The sequence below is a fragment of the Nocardia aobensis NBRC 100429 genome, assembly GCF_000308375.1.
Lineage (GTDB): Bacteria > Actinomycetota > Actinomycetes > Mycobacteriales > Mycobacteriaceae > Nocardia > Nocardia aobensis.
In genome coordinates, this window is the sequence record NZ_BAFQ01000296.1 from 74,338 (window position 1) to 92,925 (window position 18,588).

General features: G+C 70.2%; 23 protein-coding genes, 2 pseudogenes and 1 riboswitch. Of the genes and pseudogenes, 8 read left to right on the forward strand and 17 right to left on the reverse strand.

Features of this window, described 5'->3' with window-relative positions; all coding sequences use genetic code 11:
* Positions 1-96: 96 nt before the first annotated feature.
* Positions 97-768 carry a TetR/AcrR family transcriptional regulator gene (locus RJ03_RS33550; RefSeq protein ID WP_036510836.1) on the reverse strand — a complete coding sequence of 224 codons (672 nt, stop codon included), beginning with the start codon at positions 766-768 and terminating at the stop codon, positions 97-99.
* 209 nt (positions 769-977) lie between these two features.
* On the opposite strand from RJ03_RS33550, the gene RJ03_RS33555 reads away from it, so the two are divergent.
* Positions 978-1,577, forward strand: coding sequence for a hypothetical protein (locus RJ03_RS33555; protein WP_157121809.1), 600 nt, complete (start codon positions 978-980; stop codon positions 1,575-1,577).
* Between the two features lie 6 nt (positions 1,578-1,583).
* On the opposite strand, the gene RJ03_RS33560 is transcribed toward RJ03_RS33555, so the two are convergent.
* Entirely contained in the window at positions 1,584-2,345 is a 762-nt protein-coding gene (locus tag RJ03_RS33560; RefSeq protein WP_051025623.1) for a 1-acyl-sn-glycerol-3-phosphate acyltransferase, read from the reverse strand.
* A 170-nt stretch (positions 2,346-2,515) separates the two neighbouring features.
* Here RJ03_RS33560 and RJ03_RS33565 point away from each other — a divergent pair, with 170 nt between their 5' ends.
* A complete protein-coding gene (locus RJ03_RS33565) occupies positions 2,516-2,896 on the forward strand; it encodes a DUF488 domain-containing protein (RefSeq protein WP_036510838.1) in 381 nt (126 codons plus the stop codon).
* 30 nt (positions 2,897-2,926) lie between these two features.
* Here RJ03_RS33565 and RJ03_RS33570 read toward each other — a convergent pair whose 3' ends face one another.
* From RJ03_RS33570 to RJ03_RS33580, 3 genes are read right to left on the reverse strand one after another with little or no spacing between them, the layout of a single operon-like run.
* The gene (locus RJ03_RS33570) at positions 2,927-3,484 is read right to left on the reverse strand and encodes a histidine phosphatase family protein (RefSeq protein ID WP_036510841.1); all 558 of its coding nucleotides are present in this window, start codon (positions 3,482-3,484) and stop codon (positions 2,927-2,929) included.
* The gene (locus RJ03_RS33575) at positions 3,481-4,335 is read right to left on the reverse strand and encodes a CbtA family protein (RefSeq protein WP_036510845.1); all 855 of its coding nucleotides are present in this window, start codon (positions 4,333-4,335) and stop codon (positions 3,481-3,483) included. The genes RJ03_RS33570 and RJ03_RS33575 overlap by 4 nt, the downstream gene beginning before the upstream one ends.
* A 20-nt stretch (positions 4,336-4,355) precedes the next feature.
* Complete coding sequence (locus RJ03_RS33580) at positions 4,356-4,571, reverse strand: CbtB domain-containing protein (RefSeq protein WP_036510848.1); 216 nt, start codon at positions 4,569-4,571, stop codon at positions 4,356-4,358.
* A gap of 36 nt (positions 4,572-4,607) precedes the next feature.
* A riboswitch (cobalamin riboswitch) is annotated at positions 4,608-4,748 on the reverse strand.
* Positions 4,749-4,862: 114 nt separating this feature from the next.
* On the opposite strand from RJ03_RS33580, the gene ligD reads away from it, so the two are divergent.
* A complete protein-coding gene (gene ligD, locus RJ03_RS33585) occupies positions 4,863-5,807 on the forward strand; it encodes a non-homologous end-joining DNA ligase (protein WP_036510851.1) in 945 nt (314 codons plus the stop codon).
* 218 nt (positions 5,808-6,025) lie between these two features.
* On the opposite strand, the gene RJ03_RS33590 is transcribed toward ligD, so the two are convergent.
* Both RJ03_RS33590 and RJ03_RS33595 read right to left on the reverse strand, forming a co-directional pair.
* Positions 6,026-7,105 carry an NAD-dependent epimerase/dehydratase family protein gene (locus RJ03_RS33590; protein WP_036510960.1) on the reverse strand — a complete coding sequence of 360 codons (1,080 nt, stop codon included), beginning with the start codon at positions 7,103-7,105 and terminating at the stop codon, positions 6,026-6,028.
* 5 nt (positions 7,106-7,110) lie between these two features.
* Positions 7,111-8,463 carry a cytochrome P450 gene (locus RJ03_RS33595; protein ID WP_036510963.1) on the reverse strand — a complete coding sequence of 451 codons (1,353 nt, stop codon included), beginning with the start codon at positions 8,461-8,463 and terminating at the stop codon, positions 7,111-7,113.
* 236 nt (positions 8,464-8,699) lie between these two features.
* Here RJ03_RS33595 and RJ03_RS33600 point away from each other — a divergent pair, with 236 nt between their 5' ends.
* Complete coding sequence (locus RJ03_RS33600; protein WP_036510966.1) at positions 8,700-9,050, forward strand: hypothetical protein; 351 nt, start codon at positions 8,700-8,702, stop codon at positions 9,048-9,050.
* 93 nt (positions 9,051-9,143) lie between these two features.
* Positions 9,144-9,635, forward strand: a complete 492-nt coding sequence (locus tag RJ03_RS33605; RefSeq protein ID WP_036510855.1) for a Dps family protein — start codon at positions 9,144-9,146, stop codon at positions 9,633-9,635.
* 177 nt (positions 9,636-9,812) lie between these two features.
* Here the strand turns inward: RJ03_RS33605 and RJ03_RS38755 are convergent, their stop codons facing one another.
* Together RJ03_RS38755 and RJ03_RS39180 are read right to left on the reverse strand one after the other, a co-directional pair.
* Positions 9,813-10,007 (reverse strand): Rossmann-fold NAD(P)-binding domain-containing protein, encoded by a 195-nt coding sequence (locus RJ03_RS38755; RefSeq protein WP_036510859.1) that lies wholly within the window; start codon positions 10,005-10,007, stop codon positions 9,813-9,815.
* Positions 10,008-10,072: 65 nt separating this feature from the next.
* Positions 10,073-10,150: pseudogene (locus RJ03_RS39180) on the reverse strand (hypothetical protein); the annotation flags it as partial.
* A gap of 177 nt (positions 10,151-10,327) precedes the next feature.
* Here RJ03_RS39180 and RJ03_RS33615 point away from each other — a divergent pair.
* Entirely contained in the window at positions 10,328-10,558 is a 231-nt protein-coding gene (locus tag RJ03_RS33615; protein ID WP_036510863.1) for a DUF6480 family protein, read from the forward strand.
* A 668-nt stretch (positions 10,559-11,226) separates the two neighbouring features.
* Here the strand turns inward: RJ03_RS33615 and RJ03_RS33625 are convergent.
* On the reverse strand, positions 11,227-11,433 hold the full coding sequence (locus tag RJ03_RS33625; RefSeq protein ID WP_036510870.1) for a hypothetical protein: 207 nt from the start codon (positions 11,431-11,433) through the stop codon (positions 11,227-11,229).
* A 19-nt stretch (positions 11,434-11,452) separates the two neighbouring features.
* Positions 11,453-12,523, reverse strand: a complete 1,071-nt coding sequence (locus RJ03_RS33630) for an Rv2629 family ribosome hibernation factor (protein ID WP_036510874.1) — start codon at positions 12,521-12,523, stop codon at positions 11,453-11,455.
* 113 nt (positions 12,524-12,636) lie between these two features.
* On the opposite strand from RJ03_RS33630, the gene RJ03_RS33635 reads away from it, so the two are divergent.
* Together RJ03_RS33635 and RJ03_RS33640 are read left to right on the forward strand one after the other, a co-directional pair.
* Complete coding sequence (locus RJ03_RS33635; protein WP_036510879.1) at positions 12,637-13,743, forward strand: glutamate--cysteine ligase 2; 1,107 nt, start codon at positions 12,637-12,639, stop codon at positions 13,741-13,743.
* Between the two features lie 11 nt (positions 13,744-13,754).
* Positions 13,755-14,819, forward strand: a complete 1,065-nt coding sequence (locus RJ03_RS33640) for an NAD-dependent epimerase/dehydratase family protein (RefSeq protein ID WP_036510882.1) — start codon at positions 13,755-13,757, stop codon at positions 14,817-14,819.
* Between the two features lie 36 nt (positions 14,820-14,855).
* Here RJ03_RS33640 and RJ03_RS33645 read toward each other — a convergent pair whose 3' ends face one another.
* The 6 genes and pseudogenes from RJ03_RS33645 to RJ03_RS33665 form a co-directional block, all read right to left on the reverse strand.
* Entirely contained in the window at positions 14,856-15,311 is a 456-nt protein-coding gene (locus tag RJ03_RS33645) for an SRPBCC family protein (RefSeq protein ID WP_036510969.1), read from the reverse strand.
* A complete protein-coding gene (locus tag RJ03_RS33650; RefSeq protein WP_157163592.1) occupies positions 15,311-15,835 on the reverse strand; it encodes a DUF4142 domain-containing protein in 525 nt (174 codons plus the stop codon). Before RJ03_RS33650 ends, RJ03_RS33645 begins: the two co-directional genes overlap by 1 nt.
* A pseudogene (locus tag RJ03_RS38760) lies at positions 15,832-16,065 on the reverse strand (hypothetical protein); the annotation flags it as partial. The pseudogene RJ03_RS38760 and the gene RJ03_RS33650, both read right to left, overlap by 4 nt.
* Positions 16,066-16,146: 81 nt before the next feature.
* Complete coding sequence (locus RJ03_RS33655) at positions 16,147-17,787, reverse strand: phytoene desaturase family protein (protein ID WP_036510885.1); 1,641 nt, start codon at positions 17,785-17,787, stop codon at positions 16,147-16,149.
* Between the two features lie 3 nt (positions 17,788-17,790).
* On the reverse strand, positions 17,791-18,252 hold the full coding sequence (locus RJ03_RS33660) for an SRPBCC family protein (RefSeq protein WP_036510888.1): 462 nt from the start codon (positions 18,250-18,252) through the stop codon (positions 17,791-17,793).
* A 69-nt stretch (positions 18,253-18,321) separates the two neighbouring features.
* A partial coding sequence (locus tag RJ03_RS33665; RefSeq protein WP_036510891.1) for a hypothetical protein occupies positions 18,322-18,588 on the reverse strand: 267 nt, incomplete at its 5' end.

Genomic DNA, 18,588 nt, shown 5'->3' on the forward strand with positions numbered 1-18,588 from the left:
CGACCTCTCTTCTGGCCTGTCGGACGTGCGGTAGGTAACCACCCGCCGGCCGGGGCCGGCCAGCGTTACGGTCACCGGGATCGAAATCCGGTGGTCTCAGGCCCGGCCGCGGGCCTCGAGTTTGCGTTCCAGCCCGGCGATCACGAGGTCGACGTCGAATTCGAACTGCTCGCCGACCCGCCCGGCGCTCTCGCGTGTGGTCGCCACCTGCCGCAGAAGTGGGAACTCTTCTCCCACTTCCGAATTCAGTGTCCGCGCGACGTGTTCGGCCTGCAGGTCCACATGGCCCCGGTTCGCCTCCGCGGATTCGCGCGCCGCCGAGTACGCGATATCGGCGAGCAGCCGCAGGGTGCGCCCGGCCTCCATCGGCTCGAATCCGGCGGAAACCAGCGATTGGAAGATCCGCTCGATCTCCGCCAGCGTCGACAGTCCGCCTCGGCCACGGAATCGCACGTGGTAGATCAGCACCCCGACCTGGGTGAGGGCTTCGGCGACCGCGGCGGCGAACAGGTGCAGCAGCTGCCGCCAGTCACCGTCGGCGGACAGGTCGAGGCGGCGGATCTCGGTTTCGAAGGCGTCGAGTGCGACCAGTTCCAGTAACCCGTCGCGGTCGCTGACGTAGTAGTTCAGTGATTTGCGATCCACGCCCAGCGCGTCGGCGACCGCCTTCATGGTGAGTGTTTCCGGCGGCAGCGCGCGTGCGGCGGCGACGATGCCATCCCGGCTCAGCCGGGGCGGCCGCCCGCGCCCGCGCCGCGATGTCCGCACGATTCCAGTCCCGGATTCGGTTGTATTCCCGCCGCTCACCCCTCTCAGGCTACGGATGTCGTCGGCGGGTCCGGACAACCCGCCGGCTGGATGGATGCGAGTTTGGCCAATATTTTCTCCCGTTGGGGGAAAATAAACTAGTCTCTGCTCGGGCGATGTGGGCCGTCCGAGGGGAAGGCAGTGGTGGTTGTGATCGGAACGGAAGTGCTATGTCTGCTGTGTCGCACCGGTATCCAACGAACGTCCACGCGGCGGAGTCTCCGCGCGAATGCGCCGTCGCCGAATCCGGCCGGCGCTCGCTTCGATATCAGCTGATCGTGATCGCGGACAACCCGGTCGAGGTCGTCTCGCGTGCCGGCGGGTGGCTGTTCGACCGCGCCGTCGCCGGCTGGGAGGTCGCCGTCGCGGTCGATTCACCCGGCGATATCCGGCCACTGACCATCCTCGGGCTGGGCGTGCTCGACCTCGGCTGTGTGCTGCGCTGCCGGCGGCAGGTGCCCATACCGCACGCCTTCGCCGTTGCCGGGGACCTGTCCGCACTGGGCGCACCGGCGCGCGAATGGGCCCACCGGTATATCGGCAGCGCGCGCACCGACGTCCGGTTCTGGGGCGAAACCGATGGCGGCGAGACATCTTTCGCGCAGGCCTCGCCGACGCCGTATGTGCCGAGCCGGGCGGCGCGAGCCTTCAAGGCCTATGCGCTGGAGGCCGTGGGCATGCGGCCACCGGCCCGTGATGTCGAATCCTTTCGCGCGGTGGTCGGTGCGGTGGCCGCCGGGTCGGGTGTGCGCACGTTGCCCGCCGGTTGACGCGCGTTACCGGACGGCCGCGATCGCCCCGTCGAGGGCGCGCTGCATCCGGGTGCCGACGACCCGGGTGATCTGGGCCGGTCGCTCCGGGAAATCCGGCAGCGGCTCGTCGAGGTAGAACGTGGCGCGGCCATCGGGGCCGTAGGCCAGGCCGAGGAAGACGAAAACCGGTGCCGCCCCGGCGTTCCGGGCGCGCGCGGCGATGTGGCCGATGCCGGTGCCGATGGTCTGCACCCGGGCCGGATCGGTCTCGTTGCAGGTCCCTTCGGGGAACAGCGCGAGGTCGTCGCCGTCGACCATGCGCCCGACGCAGACGTCCATCAGCTGCTGACCGGCGGCGTAGGCGGCGCGCGCGCCGTGATCCTTGCCGCGGAACACCGGGATGGCGCCCATGACGTCGATGCGCGAGCGCTGTCCCGGCTCGATGAACAGTTCGTCCTTGGCCAGCACCCGGATGTGGCCGATCCGCGGCCGGAACACGCTGCGCCAGGCGAAGGCGGCGACGGTGCGCGGATCTTCCACGCTCACATGGTTGATCGCGATGATCATGCGGCGGTCGTCCCGGATCAACTGCCGGATCGCCGCGCGGGCGCCGTCCGCATAGCGGACCGCCGGGCGTTTGCGATAGGCGGTGATCGCGTAGAACAGGCGCGCGCGGGTGCGGGGCGCCCGGTGGGTGCGGTAGTACTCGTAGACGGCGTCGCGATTGTCGAATTCGACCGACGGGGGTAGGGCTACGGGATCGGCGGTCGAGATCGGGGCGTTCATTCAACCTACGCTACCGTAACCTACGGCTACGTAGGTAGGGGTGCGCGGACGCGTTCTCGGCGAGCGGGCGAATGCGGCCGCGCGCGTGATTACCCTCGGATGCGGGAAGGGGACCGGCCATCCCGCGTTGTGGGTGCCGGGCGAGACGGCCGACCGAAGGGAGCAGCGCGATGGCGAGGACACGACCGCGAGTCCAGGTCCGGCGGATCTACGACGATCCCGATCCCGACGACGGGATGCGCGTGCTGGTCGATCGCCTGTGGCCGCGCGGGATGAGCAAGGAGAACGCCCACCTCGACGAATGGTGCAAAACGATCGCGCCCTCCACCGAACTGCGCACCTGGTACGGCCACGACCCCGCCAAATTCGACGAATTCGGTCGCCGCTACCGGGAGGAACTGCACGATCCGGAACGCGCCGCCGACCTGGATCATCTTCGCGAACTCGCCGGGCGCGGCATGCTCACTCTGCTGTCGGCCACCAAGCGGATCGACATCAGCGAGGCAGCGGTGCTCGCCGATCTGGTCGAGAAGAAGTCGGCGCCCCATTGAGGCGGACCCGCATGGCCGGGCCGCACGATCTCACAGCGGATTCGCGGTGTGCCGCACGGTCCAGGCCGGGCCGCGGCTGTGCAGTGTGGTGGCGCTGAGCGGCGGAATGTCGATGCGCCAGAACGATTCCGGTGGCGCGGCGAGGGCGAGCAGGACGCTCGCGCGGACGACGGCGGGATGGGTGATCGCGACGATGCGGCGTCGGTCCGCGACCACCGTGCCGAGCCAGTCGCGTACCCGGTCGAGCAGGTCGATGAGCGCTTCACCGCCGTGGCCGCGGTAGGCGGGATTCGTCATCCAGGCCATGAGGTCGGCCGGGGCCAGGGTGTCCATCGGCCTGCCCGCCCAGTCGCCGCAGTCGAGGTCGCGCAGGGCGGGCTCGGTGGTTGCGCGCAGGGACAGCAGGGTGGCGGTCGCGGTCGCCCGCAGTTCCGGAGCCGCCACTACCCGGTCGGCCTGCGGCACCGCCGGGGAGGCGGTGCCGCGGTGCGGCTCGTCGAGCGGTTCGTCGACCGGGAAACGGGCCGACCGCATCGCCGCGGTCATGCCGTGGCTGATCAGCGTGAGCCGGGTGACGGTCGTGCTCATACCGCCGCTGCCGGCGCGGCCGCGGCGGAGTCGTCCGCGCGCCGGAACAGCCGCGGCGCCAGCGTCGCGAAACCCACACCGATGACCGACCACAGAATGACCTGTGCGGCAAGGGAATAGAAGCGGAAGTAGTACAGATCGTCGGCGGGGAAGCCCGGATAAACGATCCGGCCGCTCGAATCGGTCAGCGGCCGCGGCGTTTCGGTGGCCGCGTCGCCCAGGGCCCGGTTGGCGGCCAGATGCCCGAGTGAGGGCAGCAGCGCCGCGATCGCGGTCACCACCACGACGAAGGCCAGGCCCGCGGCGATGGTCGCCGTCCAATTGCTTAGGCGCGCTTGCAGCGTGCGGCCCAGCCATACGGCGCCCACCGCGCAGGCCGCGGCGATCGCCACCATCAGCAGGTACAGGCCGGTGCGTTGCCCGATCGTGTCGGGGTTGCCGATCGAGGGCGGATTGGCCGGATACTTGAAGAACGGCACGGCGTACAGCACGGCGAACATGCCGCCCGCCACGCACAGCGCGAGATTGCGCGGGCTCAACGAGCCGACGCGACCCACGAACAGGCAGTACACGACCGCGAACAGCGCACCCATCGCGGCGCCGAACACGATCATGCCGAAGCCGACGCCGATACTCGCCTGCACCGACCGGGTGAACAGTTCGCCCGCTTCCATGCCGGCCATCGTGTGACCGGCGGCCTGCTCCAGTGTCGTATGCGCCTCGTCGCGTCCGCCCTCGTAGGCGATGGCGCGATCGATGATCGGTTCGGCCAGAATCCGGGCGAACACGAAGGCAAGCAGCCCGCCGATGGCGCCGACCAGTACGCCGCGGCCGATGATTCGTTTTTCCATTGTGGGGCTCGATCCTGCGGTCAGTGGCAGGGGTAGCCGAGGAAATGCCGTGCGTCGTGGACGAATTCGTGCACGTGCATATCGTCGCCGAAGATCGAGACCGCGCCCTGATCGATACCGATGAAATAGAGGGCGAGCAGCGCCAGGACGGTGGTGCCGCCCAGCCACAGGGCCGTCGTGGGAATGGAGAGTCGCATCGACTCCAGGCCGGACCGGGGAACGTAGGACGTCGCCATGTGACTCTCCTCCGGGGATTGCGCGTCCCCGCTCGATGGTGGTTACCACGCGATCCGAGTGTCTGACTCGCTTTCCGCCCGGCGGAAGGCTCACAGTGGCGCGACCGTCCCGGATTTTCGCCGGGTTCCTCGAATCGTCGCTCGCACAACCATACGAAATCGCGGCCCGGCCGGTCAATCGGGTGGTTGCGAGATCGGGTCGTGACCGAAATGTCAGCGTCATCATCGCTGTAAGAGGAGGATTTCAGGGTAGTAACCGAAAAATAGCCATCGATCGAAGGGTGGGCTCTCATGAGCGGATTGCCGCGGTATGCGGCGATGCTGGCGACGGCCGGCGCTCTGCCCGCCGACAGCGCGGCGTGGGCGTACGAGGTGAAATTCGACGGTATCCGCGCCATCGGTTACGTGGATCGGGACCTGCGGCTGATCTCGCGCAACGGCAACGACGTGACCGCTGCCTGGCCGGAACTCGCCGACCTCGCCCCGGCGGCGCCGCCGATCGTCGTCGACGGTGAAATCGTCGCCTTCGCCGCGGACGGGCGTACCTCCTTCGCCGCACTGCAACCGCGCATGCACCAGCGCAATCCGGCCATGATCCGCGCACTGACCCGCTCGGTTCCCGCCACCTACCTCATCTTCGATCTGCTGCACATCGGCGACCGGCCGCTGATCGATCTGCCCTACGAGCAACGCCGCCGATTGCTGGAACAACTCGGCCTGCGCGGCCCGAACTGGCGCATCCCACCCCGGCTGACCGGCACCGGTGCCGACGTCCTCGCCGAATCGGCGCGGCTGGGACTCGAGGGCATCGTGTGCAAGCGGCTGGACAGCCCGTATCTGCCCGGCCGGCGCAGTCCGCTGTGGACGAAGGTCAAGAACGTCAACGATCAGGAGATCGTCATCGTCGGGTGGCGGCCCGGCGCGGGCCGGCGCGCGGGACGCATCGGCTCACTGCTCATGGGCGTGCACGACGAGGCCGGGGAATTGGTCTACATCGGCAATGTGGGCACCGGCTTCACCCAGGCCATGCTCGATGATCTCCAAGCCAAGCTGCGGCCGCTGCGGCGGCAGACCCCCACGGTCACGGCGCCGGTGAAGGACGCGATCTGGGTGGAACCGGAACTGGTGGGCGAGGTGTCGTTCACAGAGCGGACCGGGGACGGGCGCTTGCGTCACCCGTCCTGGCGCGGGTTGCGGCCGGACAAGACGCCGGACGAGGTCAACGCTCCCGGGTAGCACGACGCCGACGACGATCCGGCGTGGTTCGATCTCTCGTCGTCCGGATTACATGGGCATCATCGGGAACATCATGTTCCACATGTTGCGCAGCATCCCCATCATCTGCATGCACATCGTCGCTCACCTCCTGCCCTGCCCGCGGTGTGAAACCCCCACAGATCTCACGCGGTGGGGACACGCGTGGTTCAGCATGCGGCCGGGGCGACCGAAGACACTCACAGGTCCGCGCCCCAGCGGTCGACCGGGTCGCTGCCACCGACACCGGAGGCGAACTCCCGCACCCGCAGACGCCCACCGGCGTCGGACGCCAACGGCGGTGTGGCACCGCCGGATCCGTGACTCATACCGGTCAGGACCTCGCGCAGGGCGGAGACGGCGTCGACGCGTGGTGCCCAGCCGAGATCGCGCCTGGCGCGGGTGGTGTCCATGATCGGCAGGCGCATCATCGCGTCGAACAGTTCGGGCGGGGCGGGGACCAGGCGCAGGCGCCAGCCGACGGCCAACGCGGCGCGCACGGCCCCGGGCGGTACGGAAACCGTCGGCGCATCGAACAATGCGCCGAGTTTCGCGCGATCGATCACCGGGTCGGCGGCCAGGTTGAACGCGCCGTGCACGCTCGGGTCGACGACGGCGAGACTGTAGGCGCTGCCGATGTCGTCGGCGTGCACCGCCTGCAGCCGCAAACCCGCCGGCACGGGCAGCACCGGGATCAGGGGAGGGCGCAGCACACTGCCGGGCACCAGCGGGCCCGCGAACAGCCGGCGCTGCTGGCTGGCGGAGGCCTCCTGGAAGGTGAAGGCGGGGCGCATCCGCACCACCCGCCGGTCCGGATGTTCGTTCTCGAACAGGTCGAGCAATCGCTCGACATAGGCCTTCTCACGCATATACCCGGCCGGTGGCCAGCCTTCCGTGGACCAGTCCTCGCCGACCGGATCATCATGGTGCACAGGGGAATACGCGCCGACCGACGACGCGTACACCAGCGACGGAACGCCGGCCTGCGCGACCGCGCGCAAGACCCGTTCGGTTCCCTGGACGTTCGCGCGCCAGGTCTCGAGCGGGCGATGCGTCGGCTGAAACACCCACGCGAGATGAACCACCACATCGGCGCCGCGGAATTCGGTGAGCAGATCGTCGCAGCGCATATCGGCGCGCGCCCACCGCACTCCCTCGGCCGGCTGCCGCGGCAGCCGCCGGGCCAGTCCGACGATCGCGTCGATCTCCGGGCGCCGGGCCAGTGCGGACACGACCGCGGTGCCGACGTTCCCGGTGGCTCCGACCACGACCACGCGCATGTCCGTCACCTCCCCGCCGGCGAAGGCGACTGTGCGGCTTGGAGTGCGCGCGCCCGCGCGGTGAAGTCGATGCGGAAGTTGTCGAAGGTGATCGGCAGCGCCGCCCCGGGGGTGGGCCGCGGGTGCGAGCGCAGCTCCAGATCCAGTTCGTCGATCAGATGCGCCAGCACGCTCGTGGTGAGAAACAGGACCAGATCGCGACCGGGACACCGGGCCGGCCCGGCGCTGAACGGCACCAGCTGCGGGTACCGCTCGGCGCGTCCGTCGAGCCAGATATCGGGTTCGAAGGTGTGCGCGAACGGCAGGGTGTCGGGGTCGCGGTGGAAGGCCGGTACCGGGATGAGCAGGGCCGCGCCCGCCGCCACGGTGAACCGGTCGTCGCCGCGGCCCCATGCGGTGTCCTCGGTGGTGTCGCGCAATATTGCCGGGGTGGTGGGCCACAGCCGCAGCGACTCCAGGATGCAGGCACGCAGATACGGCCGCGGCATGGCGCGCTCGGGCTCCTGCGCGTCCAGCCGTGCGCGGGCGAGCTGCTCGGGATGCGTGGACAGTACGGCGAGGGCGCGGATGGTCGCCGTACCGGCGGCGTCGAAGGCGAACAGCCAATGCGGGATCTGGCCGACCGGATCGACCGTGCCCGCGGCCGGCAGTTGCGTCAATGCGCCTGCGAGACTGTCGGTTTCGGCCGACTGCACGTAATCGTAGAGTTGCTCGTAGAAGCGCTCGCGCAGCCGTCGATGCGGCCGCGCGAAGTAGGACCAGTTGCCCGCCGCGCGCAGCCGCCACAGCCGATCCGTGATCGAGTCGTCCTCGCGGGCGCGGCGGCCCAGCACGATCCGGCGCACGAGTCGCCACCAATCGGTGGTGAAGTGCGCCGCGTCCAGCCCGCCGCGCTGCATCGCGGTGCGGATCTGCTCGCGGGCGGCATCGGCGACCACCCCGGCGAACGGATCGGCCAGATGGTGCAGCGGCCGGTCGGTGTCGAGCGCCTGTTCGTTCAGGCGGCGGCGCTGTTCGCGGGCCGCGCCCTCGGAGATGAGCACCCCGTGCGGCTGGAAGGTACGCAGTGCGGCGATCTTCTCCCGATTGGCGGGATGGAACGGAGTCGGCGCGCCGTCGAGTATCCGCGAGACGTCGGCGGGATCCAGCGGCACCAGCACCCGCCGCCCCGGCAGCGCCAGTTCGACCGGCCCGCTGCCGAATTCGCGGCGCAGCCGGTGCATCCGGCGGACCGCGCGGTCGTCGGCGCCGAGGCGTTCCAGCACCGCCATCATGCCGCGGCGCCGGGCGATCACCCCGGCGGCGACCGGTGTCAGGCCCAGATCGGCCAGTGCCGCCGCGGCGCGCGCTCCGGTCAGCCGGTGGGCGGCTCGGCCGGGGGCCGGTGTGGGGTCGGCAGGGTCGGCTGGGCTGCGCGAATCGGTGTCGCCGTGCGGGTCGGGTTCGCGGTGCACATCGGCCTCCTTCGGTCCTCAGCGACCGCCTACCCGGGAGGGATCGGGCGAAACGAGCGCCTGGGCACCGATCGAATATTCGCGGAGGGGCCGGGTAGTGCCGGGGTGACGAGTGCACGACGAACGGGCCGGAGGTGACGATGGCACGCGAGGTCAATCCCCGCTGGAGTGACCCGCCGAGTTTCCGGCGGGCCGTGCGGTACGTGGTCGGTGTGCTGGTGGTGGCGGCGATCGTCGCCGGGGTGGCGCTGGGCTGGGCGGCCTCGCGGGAGCAGTGCGCCGACGCCGATCACGTGGCCTGCGATACCGCGTCGCGGCTGGCCGTCGGTCTGGTGCCCGGAATCGTGTTGTTACTGGGCGGCATCGGCGCGTTCGTCATCACCGTGCGGCAGTGGCGTGGCGGGCGGCCGTGGCCGGTATGGCAGGGCGCGGGCTGGTTCCTGTTCGCGGTGATGGTGGTGTATCTGGCGATGGCGATGGCCGCCGGCTGAACCGCGCCGCTCGTTTGGAGTCGCCGGCAGCGGGTAGGTCGTGCACGCAAGCAGTCGCCTAGGTGATGACTGTCAGCGAGGAAGGAGACCATCGTGGCCAAGACCTCCACGACCACCGATCCGATCGCGACGGTGCTGGAGCCGGAACAGCAACGGATCGCCGGTGACGCACTGCGCGCCACCGTCGTCGATCTGATCGATCTGAGCCTGATCGGCAAGCAGGCGCACTGGAATGTGATCGGCCCCCGGTTCCGCACCGTCCATCTGGCATTGGACGAACTGGTCGAGACCGCGCGCGGCTTCACCGACGCGGCGGCCGAACGGGCCACCGCCATCGGTGTCAGCCCGGACGGGCGCGCCCGTACGGTCGCGGAGAGTTCCAGCGCCGAATCGTTCCCCTCGGGGTGGCAGCAGGACGGTGACGTGATCGCGGCGATCGTCGCCTCCCTGGCCGCGGTCGTGCGCCGGCTGCGTGAGCGGATCGATGCCTCCGAGAAGGCCGATCCGGTCACTCAGGATCTGCTCATCGATATCGCCGGCCGGTTGGAGCAACTGCATTGGATGTGGCAGGCCCAGGCCGCCTGACGCGCGCCCCGCGCCGATATCTGGTTCCGGCGGCGGCCGTTCTGGCCGTCGCCGGTTGCTCCGCGCTGGGGTAGCGACTGGAAGCGCCCGATGGACGACGGCACGGCTACTGGTCAGCGCCACGGGTCGGCAGGCCGTGGCCTCGGGGAAGGTCGACAGCGGCGTGACGGTACACGATCAGCGGCCCGAGATGATCTGTCCCGCTTTGGCTTTCAGCGCGTCGGGGACGACCCGGGCAACCAGGCCCAGCACCTTCGTGGGCAGCGAGGCGGCGACGACCTTCTGCTCGCCCGCCAGCAGCGCGTCGACCCCCTGGCGGGCGACCTCGGCCGGATCGTCCTTGGGGCCGCGGCCGATGCGGGTGTCCAGCATCTTCGCGCGCCGGAAGAAATCGGTGTCGTGCCCTCGGCGGCGATGACCACCTCGTAACCGCGTTCGGCGAATTGTCTGGCGAGCTCGAACCCGATACCGCTGGACGCGCCGGTCACCAGGGCCAGGGGAGGTGTGTCGGTCATACCTCCCGCCTACCCGGACAGTGCGAACACATACCTGCGCGTGGTCGACGCGCCACCGACGTAGGTTTCGCCCGATTTCCCCGTACCGGCGTGGTTGCCCCCGCCGGTGCGGGGTAGGGCTGCAGTGAGAAGCCGACGACGATCAGGGGCGCGCTCGCCCCGGACAGGACGCCCGACATGTCTGCAATGGATCCGGACCCGGCCAAGACTCCGGACTTGGAACCCGGTGGTGGTGTAGCCCCCGGTTCCACTCCGCCCGATACCGCACAGACCTCGGGTCTCTCGGCGCCCGAGCCGAGCACCCGGCATCACTTCCCGGCCAGCGGGGCGTTGCTGATCGTCATCGTGGCGGCGATCGTGGTGGTGTTCGTCGTCGTCGCGATCGCGCTGATCGTCTCCATGGCCTGACAAGATGGCCTGACAAGCTCGCGGCCCGACGGTTCTCGCCCCGGCGTTCGGCCGTAACCGAAACTATATCCGGCTCAATCGAATTCGCGGTTTCGCTGCGCTCGTGCGCGGGTACTCGTGCTGGTATCGCGTGGGCGCGCGCCGGTGGGAGGTCGCGAGATGTCGGTCGAGCAGAGGGAATACGACGACGACCCGGTGATCGAGAACCCGCGGCCCGATGGCTCGGAAGCCGATGACCGGCCCGGCCGGGAGCGGATCGTGGGGCTCTCACAGGGCGGATCATGCGGGGCGGCCGGATGTCGTGAGCGCGGCTATCGACCGTATGCGACGCATCGCCCGACACATGCGGCGCCACCCGGTTCCGGTGGGATGACGTCCCGAAAAATCTTCTGGCACAACATCATCGGAGAAATCGGCCGGCACCGGCCGTGAAGCCGGTACCGGCCGCGCGGCAGTCGGCCGGTCGTGCTGGAACTACCGCCCCGTCCGGAGAGACGATTCGTCGTAGGCCTCGCACCGGCGCACTCCGTTGTGCGGGACCGAAATTGCGGGTATCCGTCGCCGTTGACGGATAGGGCGCTACGTCGAATCGTTCTCGGTACGGGAGAGATACCCCGCCTGCTCGACCGTAACCGGCGCGGAATCGCCGATTCGCGAATCGGATGCGATCAGTCGACTTCGCCGGTCCGGTCGTGTTCGGCGCCCTCCGGCGTCGTGGTTCGCGGGGGTGTCAGCTGCGGGTCGTCGTCGGCGGATGGTTCGGGATCCCGCCACTCCTCGGCGCGGCTGGAGCGGTTGCCGCGCAGGGTCCCCTGGAGGTCGTGACGTAATTGATCATCTTCGCGCGCACCGTGTTTGGTGTTTGCTCGGTCCATCGTCCTCTCCTTTCGCGGATCAGCGGTGCCGGAGCAGAGCGGCGACACCGTCGGTCGGAGCCGGATCCCGATCGATGGTCACGATGTCGGCCCCCGCGGCGAGCGCGGCCAGCGGCAGCGCCTCGTCGGCGCGGCGTACGACGCCGGAGCCCGAGGGCAGATTCGACGCCTGCACCGCGGTCGGATCCTGCCCCACGTGCACGGCCCGGTCGCCGATGACGGCGGGGTCGATCAGCAGGGTCTCGACATTGCGTTCGGTGAGCGCCGCGGCGACACCGGGCAGGCCCTGCACGGCGAGTTCGTGCGCGCGGCGTTGCTCGAATCCGTCGAGCACGTCGCGAACTCGGGTCCGCTCCCGGTCCCGCAGCAGTTGGCCGACCCGCCGGTCGAGGTCGGCCCGGTCGTCGCTCGGCTGCCGGGTGAAGCCGTCGATCTGCGCGACTCGGCGGTGATGCGAGGCCAGCGCGCCGATCAGCGCGGTGCGCGCGCTGATCTCACCGGCCACCACGATCAGGCCCGCGCCCGCCTCGTCGGCCAAGCGCACCACCTCCTCCGCGGTGGCATCGATGGTCCGGCGCACCGTCTCCTCGACCCGGCTCTGCATCGAGCGATGCGACCATCCGCCCCCGTGCGCCTTGTGCACCGGATGCCGTGCGCCCTCGGTCCGGTGATCGGTGCGGTGACCGTCGCCGTCGACCGTGTACAGGTCGGCGCCGCGATCGTCGACCACCGCGACCACGTGGGCCAGGGCCGGTGAACGCAACTGCAGCAACGGCAGCAGATAAGGCATCGACGAGAGCCGGACCGTGGTGCGGGCGGGCGGTTCCGGCAGGGCCTCGGTGAGCAGGACGCCGTCGGCATCGGCGATGACGGCCTGTCCCGCATGCCCCGGCGGCGGATCGGACAGCCCTCGCTCGACAGCGTCGAGGACGGCGCTGTCCGCGCCGTCCCCGTCCAGGGCCTCCCGCACGGCACGGCTGCGCAGTCGTCGCTGGTGCCCGGCGTCCTCGGTATCGCTGACGGTCTCGATGTAGACCGAGGCGAAAGGTCCCGGATGCTCGGTCAACTCGCGTAGTCCTGAGATGGTCACATGCGGCGGCTACCCGCACCCGGCGAGTGAAACCTCGATCCGCACCGGAATGCGTTTGCCGTTCCGGCCGCCGGGCATCACCGAGCCATGGACTGTGCCGGGCGGGTGAGCCGATGGATGCCGCCGATGTGACGTTCGGGGTCGAGGAGGAATTCCTGCTGGTCGATCCGGTCTCCGGCGCGCCGGTCCCGAAGAATTGTGAGGTCGCGCGGTCGGCCGGCGATGCCGGTATCGATCTGCAGCTGGAACTGACCAGCTGTCAGGTGGAGACCAGCAGCTCCGTGCACACGCACGTGGACGACCTGCTGCGGGAGCTGCGGCAGTTGCGCGGCGCCGTGGTCCGTGCCGCGGCCGACAACTCCGCCCGGCTGCTCGCCACCGGGGTGCCGCCGACGGTGCCCGACGCCTATCCGGTCACCGACACGCCGCGCTACCGCCGCATCGAGGAGCAATTCGGGATGCTCGCGCACGAACAGGGGCTGTGCGGCTGCCATGTCCACGTCTCGGTGGACGATCCGGAGACCGCGGTGCAGATCAGCAATCATCTGCGGCCGTGGTTGCCGGTATTCCTTTCGCTCACAGCCAATTCCGCGGTCTACCGCGGAATCGACACCGGCTACGCGAGCTGGCGCAACGTGTTGTGGCGGCGCTGGCCGAGTGCCGGCCCGCCGCCGTATTTCGACTCCCGCGCCGACTACGACGCCGCGGTCGAGCTGATGCTGACCTGCGGCAGCATCCTCGACACCGGGATGGTCTATTGGGATATCCGCCGCTCGGTGCATTTCCCGACGCTGGAGATCCGGATCAGCGACGTCCCCGTCACGGCCGAGGAATCGGCATTGCTGGCCAGTCTGGTGCGCGCCGCCGCGGTGGTCGGCCGTGCGGAGGTACGTCGTGGTCGACGGGCGCCCGCGGTGCCGGCCGCCACCCTGCGCGCCGCCTACTGGAAGGCCGCGCGCGAAGGACTCGACGGCGACGGAATCGATCCGCTGGTCGGGCGGGTGGAACCGGCGCGCATCCGGCTGGCCCGGCTCGTCGAGCACGTCACCCCGGCCTTGCGAGAACTCGAGGAGGAGCAGTTCGTGACCGAGACGATCGCCGCGGTGACGGCCCGCGGCAACGGCGCCCGGCGGCAGGCGGCGGCATTGCACCGGCGCGGAGCGATCGCCGACGTGGTGGACGAACTGGCCGAGGCGACCGCGGCGGGCTGTTCGCTGTAGGGGAGGGGCGCATGCGCATCGCGATCACGGGCGCGAGCGGCAATGTCGGCACGGCGCTGTTGCGGGCGCTGCCCGATGCCGAGGTGGTCGCCGTCGCCCGGCGGCCGCCGCCCACCGACCGGGCACCGTACGCGCGGGCACGATGGGTCGCCTGCGATATCGGGCACCCCGCGGCCCGTCCCACGCTGGCGGCGGCCTTCGACGGGGTGGACGCGGTGGTGCACCTGGCCTGGGCCGTGCATCCGCGACGTACCGATCCGCCGCTGGAACGCACGAACCGGATCGGCACCGACCACGTGCTGGGCGCGGTGGCCGACTGCGGCGTCGCGCATCTGACGGTCGCGTCGTCGGTGGCCGCCAATTCTCCCGCGCCACGCTGGACCCGCGTCGATGAGCAGCAGTCCCGCGACGGCGTACCCGGTGGTGCCTACAGTCTGGGCAAGGCCGAACTGGAACGGCGGCTCGACGCCTTCGCCGGCGAACACCCGGCGGTGGGCCTCGCTCGGATCCGGCCGTGCGGCATCGCCCAATCCGATGCGGCCGCCGAACTCGGCGACTGGCTACTCGGGCCCTGGCTGCCGCGTTCGCCGGTCGGCCGCGTGTGGCTGCCGGTACCGCTGTGGCCGCGGCTTCGCCTGCAACTCGTGCACGCCGAGGATGTGGCCGCGGCGATCCGGGCCATTCTGGTGCGCCGGGCCACCGGCGCGTTCGACCTGGCCGCCGAACCGGTACTCACCGCGCCCGCGCTGACCGAGATCTTCGGCGGATTCCGGGTTCCCGTCCCGCGCCCTGCGCTGGCCGCCGCGGCCTTGGCGGGCTGGCGACTCGGACTGCTGCCGTTGCACCCGGCCTGGCTCGAGCTGGCCGATCGGGCATGTCTGGTGCGGGCGGAGCGAGCGCGGCGTGAACTCGATTGGCGGCCCGCCCATTCCGCGGTCGACGTGGCGACGGAGCTGGCCGCCGGACTGCGCGCACGAACGTCCGGCGGCAGCGCCGTGCTGCACCCGGAGCCGATACGCCTTCGGCCGGGACGCCCGACGCACCAGGATCAGCGGCCGGAGCACCGCAGGCGATGAACGCCGACGACCGATGCCCGCGGCCGATACCGAGCACTAGGGTTTGCGGGTCTCGACGTAGTGTGCGGCCACCAGATCGCAGAGCCGGGTCAGCGATTGTTTGTTGCGGGGCTTGAGGGCCATGGTCTGCACCACGCCGGGGATGAGCCGGCCCGGTCCGCGGATGATCTCCTCGCTCATGCTCACCTCGGTGGTGTCGGCGTCGATGGGCGTCATCGCCAGCCGGATCCACGCCACCCCCACCGGCCACAACTCCGCCTCCAGTTCGATGCTGTTCGGCGGATCCACGGCCACCACCCGGGTGGCCTGCTGAGCCATCAGCGGCCAGGCGCCGACGCTGTGATGGATCCGGGAGCCGATCCGCGGCCAGTCCTGATCCACGTCGCGCATGTGGGTGGACCCCACCACCCAGTGGCCGTAGGACCAGCCGTCGGACAGTACGGCGAACACCTGTTCGGCCGAACCGGGAACTCCCATCGTGACCTCGCCCATCAGCACACCGCCAAGGCGTCGCGAATCATGTCCAGATGGTGCTGGACCATGGGCGCGGCGTTCTGTGCCAGCGCCGTGACCTGCGGGCTGCTGCCCTGCGCGGTCTCGGTGGCGCCCGCCTGCAGTGTCTGGACGTGGAATCCCTCCTGCATGTGCAGCCAGGCCAGGTCGTAATCGCGGCCGGTCTTCATCGCCGTCTCGCGCATCTGCTGCGTCTGGTCGGCGGACGGCATCAACGGCAGGGCCACGCCGTTCGGGATCGCGACCGCGGCGCCCATCGCCTCGAGCCGGGTGTGGTCGGTCACCAGAACGGGGCCGAGGTCGCGCACCTGCTGACAGGTGCCCATGGCCGCCGCGCCCGCGCCGGACAGCATCTCGGTCAGATTCCCCTGGTGGACGGCGACGAGAAAATCGCTGTCCTGCGCCGACAGTGCGGCCGGTTGAGCCGCTCCGACGCCGGTCGCGCCGAGCCCGAGGCCGACCGCGGCGGCGGTAACGACCAGCAGACGATGCGGTGATCTCATGGTGTGCTCCTGTTCGCTGGGTGTTTGCAGCCCGAATGCCCAGCGCGGCGCGTCGTACACGTGCCGCCGGCGCTCACAGCACCACGGTTTTCGCCGCGCGGAATCTCCACGAGGCGATCGGCCCATCTGCGCTGCCGCATCCGCAGCAGGTCCACCAGCCCGGCGCCTTGCGCGCCGTCCATCGTGACGGTGAGGCCGAAGGGCAGTCGCGGCCCGGCGGGCAGGCGGGTTGCGAATCTCGCCGAAGGAAAGCAGCGTCGCGGCGTTGCCGACGAAGGTGATCGACAGGTCCACGAGCTGGCTCCGTCCGATCAGCGGTCGGTGTCGTAGAGCGCGGAGTGCAAGCGGGACAACAACTTTCGCCGCGGCCAGCCGGTCGGACGGGAGTCGGCCAGCGCGGCGCGGGCGGCGTTGGCGCCGCAGGTGCCGTGCACACCGCCGCCCGGATGTGCCGAGGACGAGCCCAGATACAGTCCCGGCACCACGGTTTCGGGCCGCCCGAGTCCCGGGACCGGCCGGAACACCAACTGCTGGTGCAGCTGGGAGGTGCCGCCGTTGACCGCGCCGCCGACGAGATTGCCGTCGGCGCTGTGCAAATCGCTGGGCCGCTGCACGATCCGCGCGTGAATCCGGCTGCCGAAGCCGGGCGCGTGGGCTTCGAGGACCGCATCGACCCGTTCGGCCAGCAGGTCGGCCGAGGCGTCGTCGGTGACCCCGCGCGGCAGATGGGTGTATGCCCACGCCGATTCGGTGCCGGGCGCCGACCGGCTGGGATCGGCCGTGGTCATCTGACCGAACAGCATGAACGGCGTGTGCGGTACCACGCCGGTGCCGATATCGGTGGTCCACCGCGCCAGCCCCGCCCGGTCGGCGCCCAGATGCACCGTGCCCGCCTCCCGCAGCTGCTTCGACCGCCACGGAATCGGTTCGGAGAGTGCGTAATTCACCTTGACGGTCGGAGCGTCCCAGGTGAATCGTTCCAGATCGGCGCGCAACCGCCGCGGCAGATCCGCGTCGGCGAGCAGCCGGGTGTAGAGGGTCGGCGCGTCGATATCGGCGATGACCGCCTTACGGGCCCGCACGAGCTGACCCGCGGCCGTGATCACACCGTCGGCGCGCCCGTTGCGAATGACGACGCGTTCCACCGGCTGCCCGCAGTGCACCCGGGCCCCCGCCGATTCGGCGCGGTGCACCAGGGCTTCGCTCAATGCCCCGGCCCCGCCCACCGGAACCGGGAATCCGCCCTCCTGGGCCAGCATGCTCAGCAGATAGCCATAGACGCCGCTGCCGGGCGCGTCCACCGGGACATCGGCATGCATCGCGTTGCCCATGATCAGCAATTTGGCGGCTTCGTCGTGGAACAGTTCGTCGACCATCCGCCCGACCGGCAGGATCAGGAACCGCAGATACCGGAACAGCTCGGCGGATCCGAGATCGCGCCACAGCCCGGCCGCCCCGCGCACGGGCGGGAACGGGCCGAGGAACGACCCGAGCAGATGTTCGCGTACCTGCCGCCACTGCTCGACCAGCCGCATCCAGGTGCGGCCGTCGCGACTGTCGCGCCGGGCCAGCGCCTCGGCCGTGATCTCGGCATCCGGATGTACGACGGCGGCGTCCGTGTCCTCGGGACTGCAAGGGTGGCCGTACACGATGGGCGCTCGGCTCCACCGCAATCCGTGATCTTCCAGACCGAGGCCGCGCAGCGCCGGCGAGGCGCCGGCCATCGGATAGAACGCGCTGAACAGATCCATCCGATAGCCGGGCACCAGCTCGGCGCTGCGCACGGCGCCCCCGGCGGTGTCCTGAGCTTCCAGCACCACCACATCCCAGCCGTGATCGGCGAGCAGCGCGGCGCTCACCAGGCCGTTGTGCCCGCCGCCGATGATCACGGCGTCGACGGGCTCGGCATCGAGCGGCGCCGAACCACCGGGAGTGGGCGAGGACGCGGGCATGCGCTACGGCCGGGGCCGGTCGACGTCGCCGCGCCAGGCACCGGATTCCCGTGGGCGCGATTCGATGAAGTCGCGGAAACGCTCGAGGTCACCCTTGACGCGACGATCGAGTATGCCGAGCTTGTCGGCGACGTTCTCCACGAACCCGTCGGGATCGATATCCATCTGCGCGGTCACGCGCGTGGTGTCCTCGTCGAGTCGATGGAAAGTGATCACTCCGGCATGCCGGGGACCGGCCTCCGAGGTCCACGACACCCGCTCGTCGGGGTGCTGCTCGGTGATCTTCGCGTCGAATTCGCGCGTCGCGCCGGCCACGTGCACCGTCCAGTGGGTGTGCGTGTCGTCGCGCTGCTCGACCCGCTCGACGCCCTGCATGAACTGCGGGAACGATTCGAACTGGGTCCACTGGTTGTAGGCGGTGGTCACCGGTACGTGCACATCGACCGATTCGGTGACTGTTGTCATGCTGCGACCTCCTCATGGTCTCGGTGGGCAACGCTGACGCCATACCCGCGCCGCGCGCTCGTACACGGATCACTCGGTCCCGGCGTCGAGTGAGTACATCGAGCGGACCACCGCGAGCAGCGCGGCCTGCTGGGCGTGGCCGGGGATGTGCCGCTCCGACAGCTCCCGCACGGCGGCCGCGGTGTCGGCATGCGCCGTGCGCAGTTCGTCGAGGTAGGCGTCCAATCGCGCCGGATGGGCATGGGCGGCATCGAGGCAGGCGACGGCGTCGGCCAGAACCTCGACCAGGTGGGCGAGCCGGGGTGCGAACACCTCGCCGAATTCGTCGTATTCGGC